The sequence below is a fragment of the Methylobacterium sp. Gmos3 genome (assembly GCF_056430985.1).
This window is the reverse complement of the sequence record NZ_JBWJYL010000001.1, coordinates 186,098-204,875: the sequence shown is the minus strand read 5'-3', so window position 1 is coordinate 204,875 and position 18,778 is coordinate 186,098. Positions and strand designations below refer to the sequence as shown.

The window sequence follows — 18,778 nt, the reverse complement described above, 5'->3', positions numbered from 1 at the left end:
CCGCTGCCCGGACCAGAGGGGCAGCCACGGGCGGACCCGCGCCACGGGTTTCCGCCCCACAAGGGAGACAAGATCCATGCGACTGACCGGGATGATCCTGGCCGCTTCCGTGGCCCTGTTCGCGGGCGGTGCCGCCCAGGCCGCGCCCTTCGCCCCCGCTCCGCTCTCCAACGGCGAGGCCTCGGTGGTGCTCGTGCGCGGCGGCTGCGGCTTCGGCGAACATCGTGGACCGATGGGCGGTTGCCGCCTGAACCGCGGCCCGCGCGGCGCGATCCGCCGGGCGATCTCCGGCGCCCCGCGCGGCTGCCCGCCCGACCTCCACCGCACCCCGCGCGGCTTCTGCCACCGCTAGCCGATCCGCCGGGCGCCCTGCACCGGGGCGCCCGGAATTCTTCAGACCCAGTTCTCGGTTCGGACGCAGGGCATCCGCTCGAATTCCCGCAGGTTGTTGGTCACGACGATGAGACCCTCGCTGCGAGCATGCCCGCCGATCTGCATGTCGTGCGGGCCGCAGGGTGTCCCGGCCCGTGCCAGTTCCGCCCTCACCTGTCCGTAATGGGCAGCGGCCTTCTCGCCGAAAGGCAGGACCTCGAGGCGTGCCACGAACCGCTCGATCTTCGCGAGGTTGTCCGCACGTCGCGCCGATTTCTCCGCGCCGTAACACAGCTCACCCAGTGTGATGCTCGAAATGCAGAGTCGTTCGGCGTTGAGATTGAACATTTCGCGCAACTCTGGCGGATGAGCTTTCATCACGTAGATGCAGATGTTCGTATCGAGCATGTACGTCAGCATCAAAGCGCCTCGCGCTCCTCAGCTGGCGGCTGTTCACGCTCGGCCAGGACATCCTCGCTGAGACGGCTTTCCTCCGCGAAGAAATCATCCCAGCGCGCCCCGCGGGGAACGATCACGCGGCTCCGACCTATCCTCAGGATGTCGACCTGATGCACGTTGTCGGGGAACGCAACCGCTTTGGGCAGGCGAACCGCTTGGCTGCGATTGCTCGTAAACACCGTTGAACTCGTCACGGCCGGCATCTCCGCATATCCCAATGGGATATACAATTGGAGGCGGCGATTCCGCAAGGGCGACCGGAACCGTTCAGACCGCGTCCTTGGCATCCGCCAGCAACTCGGCGAGACCCTTATCGACCTCGGCGCCGAGCAGGGCGCGCTCGGCGTCGGTCAGGTCCCGCGCCCAGGCCGTGCCGCCGAACCCTTCCGCGCAGCGCGCGCGCTCGGAGGCGATGAAGGCCTCCGTCTCCTCGGGGCGGGTGCGCATGGCGTGGACGAGGCCGAACCACGCGGCCCGCTCCACCACCGCAAGGCGCGCGCGCAGGCGGATCGCCACCGCCTTCTCGGGATCGACCGTCTCGCTCATCAATCCTTCTCCGCCAGTTGCTCGATCAAGCCTTGGATCCGGCCCGGTACGGCTTCGTTGCTCGAACGGGAATAGAGCACCCGCAATTGCCGGCCGATCTCCGCGAGGCTCAGCGAACCCTTCGGAATCACCCGGTCGGCCTGGGCGCCGAGGCTCGCCTTCTCGGCGTCGGTGATGTCCTTCGCCGTCAGCACCACCACCGGCGCGTCGCCGTCCGGCCGCGAGCGCAGGGCGCGCAGGAAGCCGAACCCGTCCATCTCCGGCATCATCAGGTCGAGGAGGATCAGGTTCGGCCGCGCCCGGTCGTAATGCTCCAGGGCGAGGCGCCCGTTCTCGGCCTCGTCCACCGTCCACCCCTCGCGGGTGAGGGAGCGGCGCAGGCGCTCGCGCGCATCCGAATCGTCATCGACCACCAGCACCCGCGCCTCGTCCGGGGCCTTCGGCCGGTAGCGCTCCATCATCCCCTTCAGCCGGTCCCAATCGATCGGCTTGACGAAGTAATCCGTGGCGCCGAGCGCCTGCCCGATGCCCTGCTCGGCCACCACCGAGGTCATGATGACGGGGGTGCCGGCGAGGTCGGGATCGTTGCGCACGGCGTGCAGCACCGCCCAGCCGTCCATGCGCGGCATCTCCACGTCGAGGAGGATCGCCCTCGGCTTCAGGGCGCGCGCCAGGGTGAGGCCGGCGCGCCCGTCGGTGGCGGTGCGGACGTGGAACCCCTCGCGTTCCAGGAAGCGCTGGAGCAACTCCCGCGCGGCGGGATCGTCGTCCACGAGGAGCACGGTGTCGTGCTGCTCGTGCGCCTCCACCGGGGGCAACTCGTCCGCCGGCTCGTCCTCCGTGACGAGCACCGAGGGCAGGCGCATGGTGAAGACCGCGCCCTTGCCCGGCTCGCTCGTGACGCCGATGTCGCCGCCCATGGTGCGGCAGAAGGCGCGGGTGATGGCGAGCCCGAGCCCGGTGCCGCCGAATTGCCGCGTGGTCGAATCGTCGGCCTGCACGAAGCGCTGGAACAGGCGCCCGATCTGCTCCTGCGTGAGGCCGATGCCGGTATCGGACACCGCGAAGGACAGCCAGTCGGCCCCGTCCTCGATGTGGCGGCGCGCGGTGAGGGTGATCGTCCCGTTCTCGGTGAACTTCGCGGCGTTGCTCACGAGGTTCAAAAGGCACTGGCGGATCTTGGTCTGGTCCTGGTGCATGGCGCCGAGGTCGCCCTCGACATCGAGGACGAAGCGGTTCGCCTTCTTCTCCACGAGGGAGCCCGTGGCGTCGGTCACGTCCTGCAGCAGGTCGGCGACCGTGAAGGTCTCGGCCGAGGCGGTGACGCGCCCGGCCTCGATCTTCGAGATGTCGAGCACGTCGTTGATGAGCGAGAGCAGGTGGCGCGCGGCCGACTCGATCTTGCGCAGGTCCGGCAGCAGGGCCGCCTGGCCGATATCCTCCAGTTCCTCGCCCAGCATCTCCGAATAGCCGATCACCGCCGAGAGCGGCGTGCGCAATTCGTGGCTCATGTTGGCGATGAACTGGCTCTTCGCCCGGTTCGCCGCCTCGGCGGCCTGCCGCGCCCGTTCGGCCTCGGCCTCGGCCTCCTTGCGGGCGGTGATGTCGGTATGGGTGCCGACCCATTCCCGCAGCGACCCGTCCGTGGCGAAGACGGGCACGCCCCGCGCCTCCATGTCCCGCCAGACGCCGTCGTGCCGGCGCAGGCGGTGGGTCACGGCATAGGGGATGCGCTCCTCGACGGAGCGCGCCCAGGCCTCGGCGATCTCGCCCCGGTCGTCGGGATGGACAGCGTCGATCCAGCCCCAGCCCTGGTAGCCTTCCTCGGTCTGGCCGGTATAGGCGCCCCAGCGCGGCTGCGGCGGCAGCAATTCACCCTCCGCGTTGGTGTTCCAGATCACTGCCGCCGAGGCGTCGACCAGCGCCCGGAACCGTTCCTCGGAATGGCGCAGCCGCTCCTCGGTGACGCGGCGGCGGGAGATGTCGGTGTTGGTGCCGTACCAGCGCAGGATCGTCCCGTCCGGCGCCCGGTGCGGCATCGCCTGGGACAGGAACCAGCGATACTCGCCATCCGCGCCCTTCAGGGGGAACGTGTCTTCCCACGGCACGCCGCCCTCGATGGCGAGGCGGTAGCGCACCTCCACGGCGGCGATGTGGTCCGGGTGGTGGATGTCGCGCCAGCCCCAGCCCTGCATCTCGTCGAAGGTCGTGCCCGTGTAATCGTACCAGCGGGCATTGTACCAGACGATGTGCCCGTCGGCCCTGGCGATCCAGGCGAGCTGCGGCAGGGCATCCGCGAGGTTGCGGAAATCGTCGTCGGTGACGGCATCGCCGCCCACTGTGTCACTCATCGGTCCCGCCGGTGCTGGATCGGTCGAAAGGTAGGGCACGCGCCGGCGAAAGGTATCCGCGCCGGCCTACACGCGGAGCACCGCCGCCTTCACCTCGGCGCGCCGGCCGCGCAGGGCATCGACGGTGTAGAGGGCGAGCCCGAGCCAGATCAGCCCGAACATCGCGGCCCGGTGCGGCTCCACGTGCTCGCCGAAGACCATCACGCTCAGGATCAGCAGGCAGGTCGGGGCGACGTATTGCAGGAGGCCGAGCGTCGTCAGGCGCAGGCGCACGGCGGCGGCGGCGAACCAGATCAGCGGCAGTGCCGTGGTGAGGCCGGTGAGCAGCAGAAGCCCGAGCATGTGCGGATCGGGCTGCAGGAACGGCTCCGGCGTGATGATGAGCCAGCCGATGGCGATCGGCAGGAGGAGCAGCGTCTCCGCCAGGAACCCGACGAGGGAATCGACCGCGACGATCTTCCGCACGAGTCCGTAGAGGGCAAAGGAGGTGGCGAGCGCCAGGGACATGAGCGGCAGGTCGCCCGCCCAGACCACGGCCACCAGCACGCCGGCCGCCGCGATGCCGATGGCGACCGCCTGCACCGGCCGCAGCCGCTCGCCGAGGATGATCCGGCCGAGCGCCACGTTCATCAGCGGGTTGATGTAATAGCCGAGGCTCGCATCGAGCAGGTGCCCCCGGTCGATGGCGATGAGGTAGAGCAGCCAGTTCACGCCGATGAACAGGGCCGAGAGCACGAGGAGCGCGTGCTTGCGCGTCAGCGGAATCGGCATCCGCAGGCGGTTGCGCCAGGCCAGCGCCAGGAAGCCCGCGAAGATCGTCGACCACACGATGCGCTCGGCCAGGATGTACCAGGGGCTGAGCCCGCCGAGCAGCCGGAAGTGCAGCGGGACCACGAGGCCCCAGCTCAGATAGGCGGCGAGCGCGTAGACGAGGCCCACGGCGGTTCCCTCAACCCGGTTCGCGTTCGAGGAACCGGCTCGTGCGTCTCTAGCCGAGACGGGGCCGCGTCGTCAGGCGCCTGGATGCAAAGCTGCCATCGCGCCTCGGCGACGTTCCGCGGCCCAGGGGTGAGGTCTCCGGCCCGCCGTTCCTTGGCCGCGCCGCGCCGATGAGTGTCGCGGCCGGGGATGTGCTTGGACGGCGAGCACGGAGATTTCGGCGGTTGTCAAAGGCCGCGGCGGAGCCAACAGTACCAGCGCAGGCTGCGCAGACGGCCGCGTCGCCATTCGCTGGAGAGGAACGCCATGCTCGACGAACACGACCATCACGACAGCGTCGCCATCGATCTCCCGAATGACGATGCCGGCCGCAAGCGGACCTCGATCTACCAGCCCGAGCAATCGGGCCTGATCTTCCCGGAGATCCCGGACTTCGCGAACCACGCCGAGGCGCGCGAGTACCGCAAGAAGCACCTCGTGGCCGCCTGCCGTTCCTTCGCGATGCACGGCTTCGATTACGGCTTCGCCGGGCACCTGACGATCCGCGACCCGGAGCGTCCGGAGTTGTACTGGACCAACCCGATGTGCGTTCACTTCTCGCAGGTGAACATGTCGAACCTCATCCTTGCCGACCATAACGGCCGGGTGGTCGAGGGCCGCTACGCGATCAACCGGGCCGGCTTCGTGCTGCACGCCGCCGTGCACGAGGAGTATCCCGAGGTGATGGCGATGTGCCACGCGCACACCACCTACGGCACCGCATGGTGCGCCACGGGTCGTCCGCTCGACATGATCAGCCAGGACGCCGCCGCCTTCTACAACAGCCACGCGGTGATCGGCGCTTCCGCCGGCGCGGTGGCAGTGGAGAAGGGCAGCGGGATGTCGGTGGCCCAGCAGATCGGCCGCAACCGCGGCGTGCTGCACCAGAACCACGGCCTGCTGACCTGCTCGCAGCACAGCATCGACGACGCGGCCTTCTGGTTCATCGCCCTGGAGCGCGCCTGTAAACAACAGCTGATGGTCGAGGCCACCGGCATCAAGCCGCAGCTGATCTCCGAGAAGACCGCCCGCTACAGCCGCGAGCATGTCGGCAGCGACTATATCGGCTGGCTCCACTTCCAGACGATCTACAACCACATCGCGGCGACCCAGCCGGATATGTTTGCCTGATCGCTCCTTCGTCGGCCCGCTCCCTCAGGACAGCGGGCCGACTCTGGCGAGAGCGGCCTCGAGCAGAGGATGGCGCGGGGACGCGAACGGGTTGGCGACGGTGACGCCACCCCAGCGGAAGCCGTCCTGAAGATCCTCCGTGAGGAGGAGGCGGCAGCCCGCCTGCGAGGCAGCGGCGAGGATCACCGCGTCCCAGATCGCGAGGCGATGCTCGGTGGCGATATCCGTCGCCGCCGCCAAGATCTCAGGCGTCGTCGGCACGGTGGTGTAGAGATCGAGCCAGCCGAGAACCGTGGCGCGGGCTTGATCTCGCGTCCGTCTTCCCTTTCGGACCAGGACGTTGAAGGATTCTCCGAGGGCCTGAAGGGGAATGATCGTTTTATCCCTGGGGATCTCGTTGATCATTCCGACCGCGATGTCACGCTTCTCCGCCGTGTCGATGCCTTCCGCATACATCAGGACATTGGTGTCGAAGGCGACCTTCACGGTTCATCCTCGTACAATTCCTCCCTCGTCCAACGTCCAGCATTCATGAGGGGCTGATTTCTCAGGCGTTCAAGCAAAGCTTCCTTCTTCATGTCGAGCGCGGCGTCTTCCAGTTCGGCGGGGACGATGCGCGCGACGGGGCGGCCGTGATTCGTCACGACGTAGCTGTGACCGTCGCGGACGCCACGCAGGATTTCGGAGAACCCACGGTTGGCTTCCGCCGCCGAGATGGTCTTCTCCATGGGAATCCCCAATCTAGTGAGATTGCCTACTTTAGGAGACGAGCTGCACCCCGGCAAGGCTCACGGCGCCACCCAGCCCCCCTCCCAATCGGACCCGTCCCCGCACCACGCCGCGCGGCGGTGGCCCCTTCGGTCGAGGTAGAGGAAGTCGAGGCGCTGCGCCCGCACCACCACCGCGCAGAAGTTCCGCCGCCCCATCGTGGCCGCCATCGCCTCGTCGGGGAGGGAATAGGCATCAGCGGTGGGAAGCGCCGTTCCGGGGGCCGGCTCGGCGCCGTAGCAGACCCGACTCATCGCCCGCGAGCCGGTCCAGGCCGCCTCGGCCACCGCGTCGTCCGTGTGGAGGCTCGCCCGGCCCTCGATGCGGATCTGGATCTTGGCTTGCCCGTCATAGGCGGCGAGCGCGCAAGCCGGGTTCTCGGCCAGCTCGAACGCCTTGTCCGAGCGGCGGTCGCAGTGGAACCGGAAGGTGCCCGTTGCGGCATCCGCCTCGCGCAGCACCACCGTGCGCAGGCGCGGCCCCTCCCCCGCCACGGTCGCGAGGGTCGGCAGGTGGAAGCCGCTCCGGCCGTGCGCGGCCCCGTCCGCCAGGAGCCGCCAGAGTTCCGAGAGGCTCGCGTCGAGGTCGTCGTAGAAGGCCGGCAGCGGGGTCATGCCGCCGCGCCGCGCTTGCGCTGCCGCTCCCGGAAGATCAGCGCGAGGTTGCGGACATAGATGCCCGTCGAGAGGCCCTGGCCGATGATGATCACCGGCTCCTTGCGCACGAAGCCGTAGACAAGGGTCATCAAGCCCCCGGCGATGGAGAGGAACCAGAAGGAGAGCGGCATCACGCTCTTCCCCGCCCGCTCGCTGGCGATCCATTGCAGGATGAAGCGGGAGCCGAAGATCAGCTGCGCCAGGATGCCGAACACGAGCCAGAAATCGAAGCGCGTGACGAACACGTCGTAGAAGTAGTCCGGCAGGTCGTGCGCGAGTTGGATCAGCATCCGACGTCTTCGTCCCTCGTGGCATCCGCCTCCCGCGCCGCCTCGACGGCGCGCGGCGTGGCGCGCTTGCGCCGGATCAGCCACCACACCCCGGCGAGATCGAGGAGCCCGACCCAGAGCCGGTCGAACAGCCCGTAATTCGAGGTGCCGGTGAGGCGCGGCCGGTCGACCACGTCCCGGTGGACGACCGCGTAGCCCTCGCGGGCGACGAGGGCCGGCATGAAGCGGTGGAGCGCGTCGAAATACGGCAGGCGCAGGTAGACGTGCCGCCGGAACAGCTTCAGCCCGCAGCCGGTGTCGCGAGTGGAATCCTTGAGGATCCGCCCGCGCACCCCGTTGGCGATGCGCGACTGGATCATCTTGAAGCGCCCGTCCTTGCGGCCGCGCCGCTGGCCCTGCGCGAGGCCGGCGCCCTCCCCGGCCTGTTCCAGGGCCTCCAGCAGCGCCGGGATGAAGGCCGGATCGTTCTGGCCGTCGCCGTCGAGGGTGGCGACGATGGCGCCGCGCGCGGCCAGCACGCCGCTGCGCACCGCCGCCGACTGGCCGGCGCTGGACTGGTGCCGCAGCACACGCAGCCAGGGACGGCCGGCGCGGGCGGCCTCCAGGGCGGCGGGGGTGGCGTCGGTCGAGCCGTCATCGACGTAGATCACCTCGAAGGGAAGGCCGGCGCAGGCCTGCTCGATCTCCGCGACCAGCGGGGCGATGTTGCCGGCCTCGTTCTTGACGGGGACGACGACGGTCAGGCGGGGGGCGTCCGGGGACATCATGGGGTTGCCGCATAGGCCGTTACGAACACGCGACGGCCGGTGTTGAGGTTGAAGCCCTCGACCACGCCGACCGGCGGCGGGGCGGGGCGGCCTACGGGCCAGGCGAAGTTGAACGCGTCGCGCTCCTTGCCCTCCACGAAGAGCAGCCGGCAGCCGCCCCCCTGCAGGAAGGCCTTGGCCGCGTCGGCGTCGGGCAGGAGGTCGAGATTGGTGCCGGTGAGGAAGACGAGGCTCGGCTCACGGTAGCCGAGGCTCGCGATCAGCGGGTCGCGGCAGGGCAGCGTGTCCTTCAGGGCGGCGAGGCGCGGCGAGACCTTCAGCGCCGGCAATTGCCGCTGCGCGAGGCCGAGCACCCCCGGCCCGAGCAGGCAGGAGGCGAGGATCGCGAGTCCGAAGGCCCGCTCCGGTAGGGCGCGGGCGAAGGCGAGCCAGCTCGCCCCGGCCACGAGGCAGGCGGCGCCGAGCACCGGCAGGGCCAGCCAGGGGATCGCGTGGTTGTCGAGCTTCCAGCCGGTGAGGCAGAGGCCGAGGGTCAGGCCGAGGGGAATCGCAGGCACCAGCAGGGCCACCGCCCGCGCGCCGCGACGGCGGGGCGTGATTTCGCCGCGGACCAGGGCGATCACCGTCAGCACGGCGATCCAGGGCATCAGCGGCAGGACGTAATGCGGCAGCTTCGTCGGCACCGCCTCGAAGACGAGCCAGGCCGGCAGCACCGTGGCGATCAGGAAGGCGATGGCGTCGTCCCGGCGCTCGCGCCACGCCAGCGGCAGGCTCATGGCGGCGAAGGCGGCGCCCGGCCAGAAGGTGGCGAAGAAGGCGAGGCTGTAGGCGCCGGGCGGGCCCCAATGGCGCTCGGCCGCGCCGCCGACCTTGCCGAGCATGTCCTTGCCGACCGCCTCGGCATAGAAGGCGCCGCCGCTCTTGAGGGTGATTGCCACGAACCACGGGGCGACGATCAGCGCCGTCAGCCCGAGCCCCGCCCAGGGGCGAAGGGGCTTCAGCCAAGCGCCGGATCGCGCCTTCCACGACAGGAAGAGGGCGGGCAGCGCCACGAACAGGGGCACCATCGGCCCCTTCACGAGGATGCCGACGGCGAGGCCGAGCCAGAAGGCGAGGAAGACAACCCTCCCTCCCCCCTCTGCGGGGGAGGGTGGCCCCCGCGTCAGCGGGGGTCGGGAGAGGGGAGCGACGGTGCCGGATGTGACATCGTGCGTGACAACTCCGGAACCGTCGTTCCCCTCTCCCCCCCTGCTGCGCAGGGTTCCCTCCCCCGCATAGGGGGGAGGGAGTTTCCGGCGCCCCAGCCACACCCGCGCCAGCGCCCCGAGGCTCGCGGTGGCGCAGGCGGCGAGCAGAGCGTCGGTTTTGGCGAGATGTGCTTCGGCGTTCAGCATCAGGCAGGCGCCGTAGAGGGCGGCGGCGAGGAGCGCGCTCCGGCGGGGCAGGAAGGCCAGCGCCCCCCAATAGGCGAGCAGCACCGAGCCCAGCGCCCCGAGGAGCGAGGGCAGGCGGTAGAGGGCGATCTGCGTGCGGGCGTGCGGCACGCCGAGCGCCTCGCCCGCCGCCACGGCGGCGGCCTGCGCCCAGTAGATGCCGACCGGCTTCTTGTTGCGCGCCTCATCCTGGAAGCGGATCGACACGAAGTCGCCGGTCTCCAGCATCTGCTTGGAGGCCTGGGCGAAGCGCGGCTCGTCCCGGTCCATGGGCTGCAACGAGATCTGCCCCGGCAGGAACAGGAGCAGGCACAGCAGGGCGAGGCCAGCGCAGGCGCGGGCATGGCTGGCGGACAGCCGGTCGAGCAGGGCGATGCGGCCTTCGCGCAGGCCGCCGGACGGGGCGTCGCCGTCGCGCGCGAGCGCGCCGGCTGAGAGACGTGTGGTCATAAGCTCCGGGTCGCGGCTCTCCGATCCCGGTTCCTCAATCGGGATCGGGCGGGGAAAGTCAAATCCCGCCGGCCGTCGCCCGCAGCCGCGCGAAGCCGGCATCGAGGTCCGATTTGAGGTCCGCGAGGTCTTCCAGGCCGATGTGGAAGCGCAGCGTCGGCCCGCCCGGTTGCCAGCGCGTGGCGGTGCGGAAGCTCGTGCAGTCGAAGGGGATGCACAGGCTCTCGAAGCCGCCCCAGGAGAAGCCCATCCCGAAGAGTTCGAGCCCGTCGAGCATCGCGGCCACGGCCGCCTCCGGCACCGGCTTCAGCACCACGCCGAACAGGCCCGACGCGCCGGAGAAGTCGCGCTTCCACAGGGCGTGGCCGGGATCCTCCGGCAGGGCCGGGTGCAGCACGCGCAGCACCTCCGGCCGGGCCTGGAGCCAGCGGGCGATGTCGAGGGCCTGCCGCTCGTGCTCGCGCAGGCGCAGGCCCATGGTGCGCATCCCGCGCAGGGCGAGGAACATGTCCTCCGGCCCGGCGCAGACCGAGAACTGATGGTAGGTGCGGTTCAGCGCCGGCCAGTACTGGGCGTTGGCCGAGGTGAGGCCGAGCAGCAGGTCCGAGCCGCCGCTGAGATACTTGGTGCCCGCCTCCACCGCGATGTCGACGCCGCGCTCGTGCGGCGGGAACAGGAGCGGCGTCGCCCAGGTGTTGTCCATGATCACGCAGGCGCCGCGCGCATGGACCGCCTCGGCGATGGCGGGGATGTCCTGCATCTCGAAGGTCAGCGAGCCTGGCGCCTCGACCAGCACGGCCTTCGTGTTCTCGCGCATCAGGTCGGTGATGCCGGCGCCGACCAGCGGGTCGTAATAGGTGGTCTCGACGCCGAAGCGGGCCAGCACTTCGTCGCAGAAGATGCGGGTCGGGCGGTAGGCCGAGTCGGTGACGAGGAGATGGTCCCCCGCCGAGACGGCGGCCATCAGCGCCATGGAGAGGGCGGCGAGGCCCGAGGGTGTCGCGACCGTGCCGGCGGCGCCGGCGATGTCGCTCCAGGCGTCGCAGAGCGCGTCGGAGGTCGGCGTGCCGTGGGTGCCGTAGGTGTAGCGCCCGCGTCGATGCTGGAGATCGTCGTAGGTCGGGAACAGGACGGTGGAGCCGCGATAGATCGGCGTGTTGACGAAGCCGTGCTGCTCGGACGGATCGCGGCCCGCATGGACGAGGCGCGTGGCGGGGCCAAACCGCTTCTTCGAATCGGGCTTCGGCGTCAGGGACATCGGGACCAGGAGTTGGGTGACGGGTTCCGGGCACGAAGCCGAGGCCGCCCTCCCCCGTCAAGACGTACCCTCAGTTGAACGTCACCCCGATCTCGCCGAGGCTGCGCCAGACGACCCGGCATGCCCAAGGATCGCCGCCGGGATCGAGGGAGAGGGTGAAGGTCTCCGGCATATGGTCGGCCTCGGGGAGAAGCAGGCGCGCGCCCGCCGCCGAGATGTCGCGGACGATGCAGGCATGCTGGCCGCCCTCGCCCGCCATGACGCGACCGGGGCGGTCGAGGGACACCCGCTTTGCCTGCCTCGCGCTCATCGGACCCGCTCCACCACAATTCACGTGCGAATAATGGCGGAAGCGCTCCTTAACAGGTCGTCCGATCGATCGGTGAAATCATGCCGTATCGGCGTAAAAGCGCGAAGTCCGGTGGGTTTGCCTTAGCGGATAGTTTGCGGCGGGTCGGATTGCTGCGCCTCGTCGTAGGCCTGCATCCAGGCCTTGTAGTCCTCGGTGCCCTCGGCATAGGGGCACTCGCTCTTCGGCTTACCGTAGAGGCGGGCGTTGCGGCCCTGAATGAAGGGGCTGTCGCTGGCGGTGGCCTGCACGTTCGACATGGGCTCTCGGGGGCGTCGGAGGTGGGGCTTCGTTAACGGGCCTGGGCCTATTCTGTTGCGGTCCCAGTCAGTGTTCCCGAGTCCTGCGGCGTGCGTATCCTGCGTCCCTTCCTCGGCGGCCTTGTCGTCATGCTGTCGACCGCCACCGTGGTCTTCGTTTGTGCCGACAGGCTCACCCATCTCGCGCCCCCCGCCCCGGTGGCGCGCGCCGTCGCGTTCGAACCGTCCGCGACGGGCTCGATCCCGGCGCCGATGCCCGCTCCCGTGGCCGCGCCCAAGAAGGCCGCCCCGGCGATCCCGAACGGCTACGACACCGAGCGGCTGCGTGCCCTGATGGCGGGCGATCCGATCATGCGGAGCCGATAGGCCCTCCGAACCCCATCCCACCCAGACCCTCATCCTGAGGTGCGGCGAAGCCGCCTCGAAGGAGGGCTCAAGGAATCGCGGAGGGCTCTGGATCCCTCCTTCGAGGCCCGCCGAGGCGGCCACTTCAGGATGAGGTCGAGGGCGGGATCGGGCGGGACATCGGACTCTCCCGCCCCTCTCGTCATCGTGCCGTGCGGAACACCTGCAAGTCGAGGTCGCGCACTTTCTTGCGCAAGGTGTTCCGGTTCACGCCGAGCAGTTCGGCCGCCCGGATCTGGTTGCCCCGCGTCGCCGCGAGGGCCGCGCCGATCAGCGGGCCTTCGATCTCGCGCAGGATGCGGTGATACAGGCCGGGCGGCGGCAGAGTGTCGCGGTAGCCCGAGAAATAGTCGGACAGGTGCCGCTCGACGGCGCTCGACAGGCTCTCCGATTCCCCGCCAGCCTTGCGCCCGGCTCCATTCGTGCCCCCCGCTGACGCCGGCTGCGCGAGCGGCAGCGTATCGAGCTCGGCCTCGATCACCGGCCCGGTGATCGTCTCCTGCGGATAGAGGGCGGCGAGCCGGCGGACGAGGTTCTCCAACTCGCGGACGTTGCCCGGCCAGCGGTAGCGCTTGAGCTTCTCCATCGCCTCGCCGTCGAGGGTCTTGCGGGTGAGGCCCTCGCGCTCGACCAGCACGAAGAAGTGGCGGACGAGATCGGGCACGTCCTCCGAGCGCTCCCGCAAGGCCGGGAGCCGCAGCGGCACCACGTTCAGCCGGAAGAACAGATCCTCGCGGAAGATGCCCTGCTGGATCGAGACCCGCAGGTCCTTGTTGGTCGCCGCGATGATGCGCACGTTGGTGCGGATCGGGACCCGGCCGCCGACGGTGGTGTACTCACCCTGTTGCAGGACGCGGAGCAGACGGGTCTGCGCCTCCATCGGCATGTCGCCAATCTCGTCGAGGAACAGCGTGCCGCCCTCGGCCTGTTCGAAGCGGCCGGCGGAGCGTTGGAGCGCCCCGGTGAAGGCGCCCTTCTCGTGGCCGAACAATTCGGATTCGATGAGATCGCGCGGGATCGCGGCCATGTTGACCGGCACGAACGGGCCGGTGCGGCGTCGGCCGTAATCGTGGAGCGCGCGGGCGACCAGCTCCTTGCCGGTGCCCGACTCGCCGGTGATCATCACGGTGAGGTCGGTGGGCATCAGCCGGGCAAGCGCCCGGTAGATCTCCTGCATGGCGGGCGAGCGGCCGACCAGCGGGATGTCCTCGTTCTCCGGCCCGGCGCCGGGTGCGGGCGCCCCGCGAGGCCGGGAGAGCGCGCGGCCGACGATGGCGATCAGTTCCTTCAGGTCGAAGGGCTTGGGCAGGTATTCGTAGGCCCCGCGCTCCGAGGCACGGATCGCAGTCATGAACGTGTTCTGCGCGCTCATCACGATGATCGGCAGTTCCGGCCGCACGCGCTTGATGCGCGGCAGCAGGTCGAACACGTTCTCATCCGGCATCACCACGTCGGTGATGACGAGGTCGCCCTCGCCCTGCGCGACCCAGCGCCAGAGGGTGGCGCAGTTGCCCGTGGAGCGGACTTCGTAGCCCGCCCGTGACAGCGCCTGGTTCAGGACGGTGCGGATGGCGGCGTCGTCGTCCGCGACGATGATGTGGCCGTTCGGCATGACTGTTACTCAGAACCTCCGGCAGGCATCTCGATCATGGCTCGACATTGGGCTCGCGCCCGTCACGCGCACTCGACATCGGAAGAAGGATGCGGAACGTCGTCCGGCGTGGGGCGGGATCGCACTCGACGATCCCTCCATGGTCGCCGACGATCTTGGCGACCAAAGCAAGACCGAGGCCGGAACCCTGTGCCTTCGTCGTCACGAACGGATCGAACATGTCGCTCAGCATCTCGCTGGTGATGCCGGGGCCGTTGTCCCGGATCGCCACCTCGATGGGCAGGCTCACCCGCTCCCGCGAACCGGGGATCTGCAACCGCAGGCCGGTGCGGAAGGCGGTCGCCAGGGTGATCTCGCCCTCCACCGCGTCCGGGCCGATGGCTTCGGCGGCGTTCTTCACGAGGTTGAGGATCACCTGGACCAGCTGGTCGCGGTTGCCGAGGACCGGCGGCAGCGAAGGGTCGTAGGTCTCGATGAAGCGGATGTGACGGGCGAAACCCGATTGCGCCGAGCGCTTCACCTGATCGAGCACCCCGTGGACGTTCACCGGGCCGCGCTCGGCCGGGCGCTCGTCCCCGAACAATTCCATCCGCTCCACGATGCGCACGATCCGGTCGGATTCGTCACAGATCAGGCGGGTGAGCAGCCGGTCCTCCTCGGCGCCGGTGCTCTCCAGCAATTGCGCGGCGCCGCGGATGCCGGCGAGCGGGTTCTTGATCTCGTGGGCGAGCATCGCGCCGAGCGCCACCATCGAGCGGGCCGCGCCGCGATGGGTGAGCTGGCGGTTCATCTTGTCGGCGATGGTGCGCTCTTGCAGCATCATCACCACGGCGTCGCCCTCGTCGAGGGGCGTGGCGAACACGTCGACGCTGCGCTCCGTGCCGAGGCGCGGCTGGGTGAGGTCGACCCGGTACTCGCTGACGCTCGCCCGGCGGCGGCGCACCTCGTTCACCAGGGAGATGATCGGCGAGCCGAAGGGGATGATGTCGCGCAGGCGCCGCCGCTGCATCAGCCGCGCCGAGTATTCGAAGAACGCCTCCGCCGCGTGGTTGCATTGAAGGATGCGCTCGTCCCCGGCGATGGTCAGCACCGGCAGCGGCAGGGCGTTGAGCACGGCCTCGCTGCCCGAGAGCTTGTAGCCGGGAGGGGGGAATTCGTCGCCGCTCACGCCGCCACCCTCATCACAGGCGCCGTCCCCGCGAAGGCGCGGGTCAGAAGGGCCAGCGCCGCCTGCGGATCGGTGGTGGTCAGGAGCGCGGTGCGCTCCCGGTCGCTCAGGGCCCCGCCGGTCTCGGCATAGGCCGCGAGGTGCTTGCGCGCGTGGCGCACGCCCATCTGCGCGCCATAGAGAGACAGAAGCCCCTCATAATGCTCGGCGGCCAGGGCGGCCTGTTCCGCGCGGGTCGGTGACGGCACCGCGCGGCCTGCCAGCGCCGCCGCCACCTGCCCGACGAGCCAGGGCCGTCCGGTCGCCGCCCGGCCGATCATCACCCCCGCCGCGTCGGAGGCGGACAGGCAGGCGCGGGCCTCGTCGAGGCCGGTGACGTCGCCGTTGGCGATGACGGGAATCGACACCGCCTTCACCACGGCGCGGATCGCCGGCCAATCGGCGCGGCCTTTGTAGAATTGCTGGCGGGTGCGGCCGTGGACCGTCACCGCGTTGAGCCCCAGCCGCTCGGCGCGAGACGCGAGATCGGCGGCGTTGCGGCTCGCATCGTCCCAGCCAAGGCGCATCTTCACCGTCACCGGAATGGCCACCGCACCGCGCACGGCGGCGAGCAGGCGCTCGGCATGGTCGAGATCGCGCATCAGCGCCGAGCCGGAGGCGATGCCGGTCACGATCTTGGCCGGGCAGCCCATGTTCACGTCGATGGCGTCGGCGCCGTTCGCCTCCGCGAGGCGGGCGGCCTCCGCCATCGGCGCGGCCTCGCAGCCCGCGAGCTGGACGATGTGGGTGTCGATGCCCGCCCCCTCGGCCCGAAGCGTCGCCTCGGCCGAACCCTTCGCGAATTCCCGCGCGGCGACCATTTCGGAAACGACCGCGCTCGCCCCGCAGCGCAGGGCGATGCGGCGCATGTGCAGGTCCGTCACGCCGGACAGCGGCGCCAGCAGGCAGAGGGGCGGGTCCCCTGCCGAACGTCCGCGGCGCAGGGCGCCCAAATAATGGTCAGTCTTCATTCTGCTCAACAATGAGGCAAAGCGGGGCCGGACGCAAGCGCGGCCTTCGCGTTGATTTCGCCCCCTCCCCCGCTTAAACGCAGGGCACGTTTCACAGGTATGGCGCCGGCCGCGCGGCAGGTCTGCCGCCGTTCGCGCCGGGATTCCCACCGCCCCATGTCCGCCCCCGCAGAGAGTGAGAGCGTCGCCGCCATCGTCGTGGCGGCCGGGCGCGGCATCCGCATCGGCGGCGGGGTGCCCAAGCAATACCGGCGCGTCGGGGGGCAGGCCGTGCTCACGCGGACCTTCGCCGCGCTCGCCGCCCATCCGGCCATCGCGACGATCCAGCCGGTGATCGCCGCCGACGCGGCGGAGTTCTTCCGCGAATGCCTCGAAGACCTCGACCCGGCGATTCGCGCCCGCATCGCGGAGCCCGTCGAGGGCGGCGCGACGCGGCAGATGTCGGTGCGCGCCGGGCTCGAGGCCCTGGCCGGGGGCGAGGCGCCGTCCATCGTCCTCGTCCACGACGCGGCGCGGCCGTTCATCCGGCCGGAGCTGATCGCGCGCGCCATCCGCGCCGGGCGCGATTACGGCGCCGCCGTCCCGGGCGTGGCCGTGACCGACACGGTCAAGCGCGTGGAGGAGATCGAGCCCGGCATCGGCCGCGTGGTCGAGACTCCGGCGCGGGAGACGCTGCGTGCGGTGCAGACGCCGCAATCCTTCGCCTTCGGCCCGCTGCTCGACGCCCACCGGGCGGCGGCGGCGCAGGACCTCCACGCCTTCACCGACGACGGGGCGCTCGCCGAATGGGCGGGCCTGCCGGTCGTGGTGTTCGCGGGCGACCTCGACAACCGCAAGATCACCCAGGCCGCCGACCTCATCGAGGCCGAGCGGGCCTTCTCAGCCGCCGCGCCGGAGCGCCAGCCATGACCCAGTATGTGACCCGCCTCGGCACGGGCTTCGACGTCCACGCCTTCACCGAGGGCGATCATGTCTGGCTCGGCGGCGTCCGCATCCCGGCCGACCGGGGCGTGCTCGCCCATTCGGACGGGGACGTGGCCCTGCACGCCCTCACCGACGCGCTGCTCGGCGCCATCGCCGATGGCGACATCGGCACCCACTTCCCGCCCTCCGACGAGAAATGGCGCGGCGCCTCGTCCGACCAGTTCCTGGCCCATGCCTGCGAACTGGTGCGGGCGCGGGGCGGCCGGATCGACCACCTCGACATCACCGTGCTCGCGGAGGCCCCGCGCATCGGCAAGCACCGTGAGGAGATCCGCGCCCGCATCGCCGCCATCGCCGGGGTGCCGCTGACGTCGGTGTCGATCAAGGCGACGACGACCGAGAAGCTCGGCTTCGTCGGCCGCGCCGAGGGTCTGGCCGCCCAGGCCGCCGCGACCATCCGCCTGCCGGACGAGGAGGTCGCCTGAGCGGCCCTCGTCCTGTCGCGTCTCGCAAGCCCCAAGTTGTGTCGCGACGCCCCGGATGACGGAGCGTCTCACACGAGCAGGAGCAGCGCCGCGACCGCGATGATTCCCATCGTGGCGATGATGCCCCCGCCCCGGCAGGCGAATTGGCGCGGGGAGTTCGGCGGCGCGAACATGCCGACCGGATGCAGGATGCGGGCGATCAGGAGGATGACGAGGAGCGTCAGCACGGTCCCGTGCCCGCCACCCCGCGCCTCCAGCAGCGCGATCAGGATGAGTGCCAGCGGCACGTATTCGCCGAAATTCGCCTGGCTGCGGATGCGCTTCTGCAGGTCGGCATCGCCGCCGTCGCCGTGAAGCACATTCCCCGTCAGGCGTCCGGCGATCACCCATCCCGACAGTCCGAGGTAGACCAGCGCGAGGATCGCCGCGAACGTAGCCGTGGTTGCCGGGAAGATCATGGTGTCGCCGTCTCCGTGGTTGAGCAGCCCTGCAACGCGGGGCTACAGTCAAAGCTTCCGCGACATAGGGCGCGTGCGGCCCAGGAAAGTCTCTGCCCGTGATCGACGATCCTGAACTCCTGGCCCGCGCGGAAGCCCTCGTGGCGGCCTATACGAGCGCCGGCCGTACCCTCGCCACGGCGGAATCCTGCACCGGCGGCCTCGTCGCCGCCCTGCTGACGGCGGTGCCGGGCTCCTCGGCGGCCGTGGAGCGCGGCTACGTCACCTATTCCAACGCCGCCAAGGCCGAGGCCATCGGCGTCGATCCGGCCGTGATCGAGCGCCACGGCGCGGTGAGCGAGCCGGTGGCCCGTGCCATGGCCGAGGGCGCGCGGGCGGCCTCCCGCGCCGACGTCGCGGTCGCCATCACCGGCATCGCCGGGCCGGGCGGCGGCAGCGCGGAGAAGCCGGTGGGCCTCGTCCACCTCGCCGTCGCCGGCCCGAATGGGACGCGCCACCTCGCGCGCCGCTACGGCGATCTCGGCCGGGCCGGCATCCGCTGCGCCGCCGTCGCCGATGCGCTGGGTCTCCTCGAAGGCGCGCTCGCACCGGCCGAGTAGAGGGCGGCTGCGAGACTTTCGAGCGAAAGCAAACAAGCAGCTTTAACCA

The 18,778-nt window shown here is 70.2% G+C and carries 22 protein-coding genes and 1 pseudogene; 5 read left to right on the top strand and 18 right to left on the bottom strand.

The window, feature by feature from the left end:
• Positions 1-76 precede the first annotated feature (76 nt).
• Positions 77-352: a GCG_CRPN prefix-to-repeats domain-containing protein gene (locus ACS5Q7_RS01045; RefSeq protein ID WP_478337575.1), complete on the top strand. Its 276-nt coding sequence runs from the start codon at positions 77-79 to the stop codon at positions 350-352.
• A gap of 41 nt (positions 353-393) precedes the next feature.
• On the opposite strand, the gene vapC is transcribed toward ACS5Q7_RS01045, so the two are convergent.
• The 5 genes from vapC to rarD form a co-directional block, all read right to left on the bottom strand.
• Positions 394-792 carry a type II toxin-antitoxin system tRNA(fMet)-specific endonuclease VapC gene (gene vapC, locus ACS5Q7_RS01040; protein ID WP_478337574.1) on the bottom strand — a complete coding sequence of 133 codons (399 nt, stop codon included), beginning with the start codon at positions 790-792 and terminating at the stop codon, positions 394-396.
• On the bottom strand, positions 792-1,025 hold the full coding sequence (vapB, locus tag ACS5Q7_RS01035; RefSeq protein WP_478338002.1) for a type II toxin-antitoxin system VapB family antitoxin: 234 nt from the start codon (positions 1,023-1,025) through the stop codon (positions 792-794). Before vapB ends, vapC begins: the two co-directional genes overlap by 1 nt.
• A 73-nt stretch (positions 1,026-1,098) precedes the next feature.
• Complete coding sequence (locus ACS5Q7_RS01030) at positions 1,099-1,377, bottom strand: hypothetical protein (protein ID WP_478337573.1); 279 nt, start codon at positions 1,375-1,377, stop codon at positions 1,099-1,101.
• Positions 1,377-3,728, bottom strand: a complete 2,352-nt coding sequence (locus tag ACS5Q7_RS01025; protein WP_478337572.1) for a hybrid sensor histidine kinase/response regulator — start codon at positions 3,726-3,728, stop codon at positions 1,377-1,379. Before ACS5Q7_RS01025 ends, ACS5Q7_RS01030 begins: the two co-directional genes overlap by 1 nt.
• Before the next feature lie 66 nt (positions 3,729-3,794).
• Complete coding sequence (rarD, locus tag ACS5Q7_RS01020; protein ID WP_478337571.1) at positions 3,795-4,667, bottom strand: EamA family transporter RarD; 873 nt, start codon at positions 4,665-4,667, stop codon at positions 3,795-3,797.
• Positions 4,668-4,973: 306 nt separating this feature from the next.
• On the opposite strand from rarD, the gene ACS5Q7_RS01015 reads away from it, so the two are divergent.
• Positions 4,974-5,837, top strand: coding sequence for a class II aldolase/adducin family protein (locus ACS5Q7_RS01015; RefSeq protein ID WP_478337570.1), 864 nt, complete (start codon positions 4,974-4,976; stop codon positions 5,835-5,837).
• 24 nt (positions 5,838-5,861) lie between these two features.
• Here the strand turns inward: ACS5Q7_RS01015 and ACS5Q7_RS01010 are convergent, their stop codons facing one another.
• From ACS5Q7_RS01010 to ACS5Q7_RS00970, 9 genes are all read right to left on the bottom strand, one after another.
• Positions 5,862-6,323 (bottom strand): PIN domain-containing protein, encoded by a 462-nt coding sequence (locus ACS5Q7_RS01010; RefSeq protein WP_478337569.1) that lies wholly within the window; start codon positions 6,321-6,323, stop codon positions 5,862-5,864.
• A complete protein-coding gene (locus tag ACS5Q7_RS01005) occupies positions 6,320-6,565 on the bottom strand; it encodes a type II toxin-antitoxin system Phd/YefM family antitoxin (protein ID WP_478337568.1) in 246 nt (81 codons plus the stop codon). Before ACS5Q7_RS01005 ends, ACS5Q7_RS01010 begins: the two co-directional genes overlap by 4 nt.
• Before the next feature lie 60 nt (positions 6,566-6,625).
• Complete coding sequence (locus ACS5Q7_RS01000; protein ID WP_478337567.1) at positions 6,626-7,219, bottom strand: pyridoxamine 5'-phosphate oxidase family protein; 594 nt, start codon at positions 7,217-7,219, stop codon at positions 6,626-6,628.
• Positions 7,216-7,551, bottom strand: a complete 336-nt coding sequence (locus tag ACS5Q7_RS00995; RefSeq protein ID WP_342163725.1) for a lipid-A-disaccharide synthase N-terminal domain-containing protein — start codon at positions 7,549-7,551, stop codon at positions 7,216-7,218. The genes ACS5Q7_RS01000 and ACS5Q7_RS00995 overlap by 4 nt, the downstream gene beginning before the upstream one ends.
• Positions 7,545-8,318 (bottom strand): glycosyltransferase family 2 protein, encoded by a 774-nt coding sequence (locus tag ACS5Q7_RS00990; RefSeq protein WP_478337566.1) that lies wholly within the window; start codon positions 8,316-8,318, stop codon positions 7,545-7,547. Before ACS5Q7_RS00990 ends, ACS5Q7_RS00995 begins: the two co-directional genes overlap by 7 nt.
• The gene (locus ACS5Q7_RS00985) at positions 8,315-10,201 is read right to left on the bottom strand and encodes an ArnT family glycosyltransferase (protein ID WP_478337565.1); all 1,887 of its coding nucleotides are present in this window, start codon (positions 10,199-10,201) and stop codon (positions 8,315-8,317) included. Before ACS5Q7_RS00985 ends, ACS5Q7_RS00990 begins: the two co-directional genes overlap by 4 nt.
• Positions 10,202-10,259: 58 nt before the next feature.
• Complete coding sequence (metC, locus tag ACS5Q7_RS00980; protein WP_478337564.1) at positions 10,260-11,459, bottom strand: cystathionine beta-lyase; 1,200 nt, start codon at positions 11,457-11,459, stop codon at positions 10,260-10,262.
• Between the two features lie 70 nt (positions 11,460-11,529).
• Positions 11,530-11,769, bottom strand: coding sequence for a PilZ domain-containing protein (locus tag ACS5Q7_RS00975; RefSeq protein WP_478337563.1), 240 nt, complete (start codon positions 11,767-11,769; stop codon positions 11,530-11,532).
• A 122-nt stretch (positions 11,770-11,891) separates the two neighbouring features.
• The gene (locus ACS5Q7_RS00970; protein WP_478337562.1) at positions 11,892-12,068 is read right to left on the bottom strand and encodes a ribosome modulation factor; all 177 of its coding nucleotides are present in this window, start codon (positions 12,066-12,068) and stop codon (positions 11,892-11,894) included.
• A gap of 90 nt (positions 12,069-12,158) precedes the next feature.
• On the opposite strand from ACS5Q7_RS00970, the gene ACS5Q7_RS00965 reads away from it, so the two are divergent.
• Positions 12,159-12,434 (top strand): hypothetical protein, encoded by a 276-nt coding sequence (locus tag ACS5Q7_RS00965; RefSeq protein WP_478337561.1) that lies wholly within the window; start codon positions 12,159-12,161, stop codon positions 12,432-12,434.
• Positions 12,435-12,615: 181 nt separating this feature from the next.
• Here ACS5Q7_RS00965 and ntrC read toward each other — a convergent pair whose 3' ends face one another.
• Genes ntrC through dusB form a run of 3 tightly spaced genes read right to left on the bottom strand, consistent with a single transcriptional unit; the run spans position 12,616 to position 16,263 of the window.
• A complete protein-coding gene (gene ntrC / locus ACS5Q7_RS00960) occupies positions 12,616-14,085 on the bottom strand; it encodes a nitrogen regulation protein NR(I) (RefSeq protein ID WP_478337560.1) in 1,470 nt (489 codons plus the stop codon).
• A 34-nt stretch (positions 14,086-14,119) separates the two neighbouring features.
• A complete protein-coding gene (locus ACS5Q7_RS00955) occupies positions 14,120-15,253 on the bottom strand; it encodes a two-component system sensor histidine kinase NtrB (protein ID WP_478337559.1) in 1,134 nt (377 codons plus the stop codon).
• A complete protein-coding gene (dusB, locus tag ACS5Q7_RS00950) occupies positions 15,250-16,263 on the bottom strand; it encodes a tRNA dihydrouridine synthase DusB (RefSeq protein ID WP_478337558.1) in 1,014 nt (337 codons plus the stop codon). The genes ACS5Q7_RS00955 and dusB overlap by 4 nt, the downstream gene beginning before the upstream one ends.
• 156 nt (positions 16,264-16,419) lie before the next feature.
• Here dusB and ACS5Q7_RS00945 point away from each other — a divergent pair.
• Positions 16,420-17,672: pseudogene (locus ACS5Q7_RS00945) on the top strand (bifunctional 2-C-methyl-D-erythritol 4-phosphate cytidylyltransferase/2-C-methyl-D-erythritol 2,4-cyclodiphosphate synthase).
• Positions 17,673-17,740: 68 nt separating this feature from the next.
• On the opposite strand, the gene ACS5Q7_RS00940 reads toward ACS5Q7_RS00945, so the two are convergent.
• Complete coding sequence (locus ACS5Q7_RS00940; protein ID WP_478337557.1) at positions 17,741-18,130, bottom strand: MAPEG family protein; 390 nt, start codon at positions 18,128-18,130, stop codon at positions 17,741-17,743.
• A 98-nt stretch (positions 18,131-18,228) separates the two neighbouring features.
• Between ACS5Q7_RS00940 and ACS5Q7_RS00935 the strand changes: the two genes are divergently transcribed.
• Complete coding sequence (locus ACS5Q7_RS00935; RefSeq protein WP_478337556.1) at positions 18,229-18,729, top strand: CinA family protein; 501 nt, start codon at positions 18,229-18,231, stop codon at positions 18,727-18,729.
• Positions 18,730-18,778 lie beyond the last annotated feature (49 nt).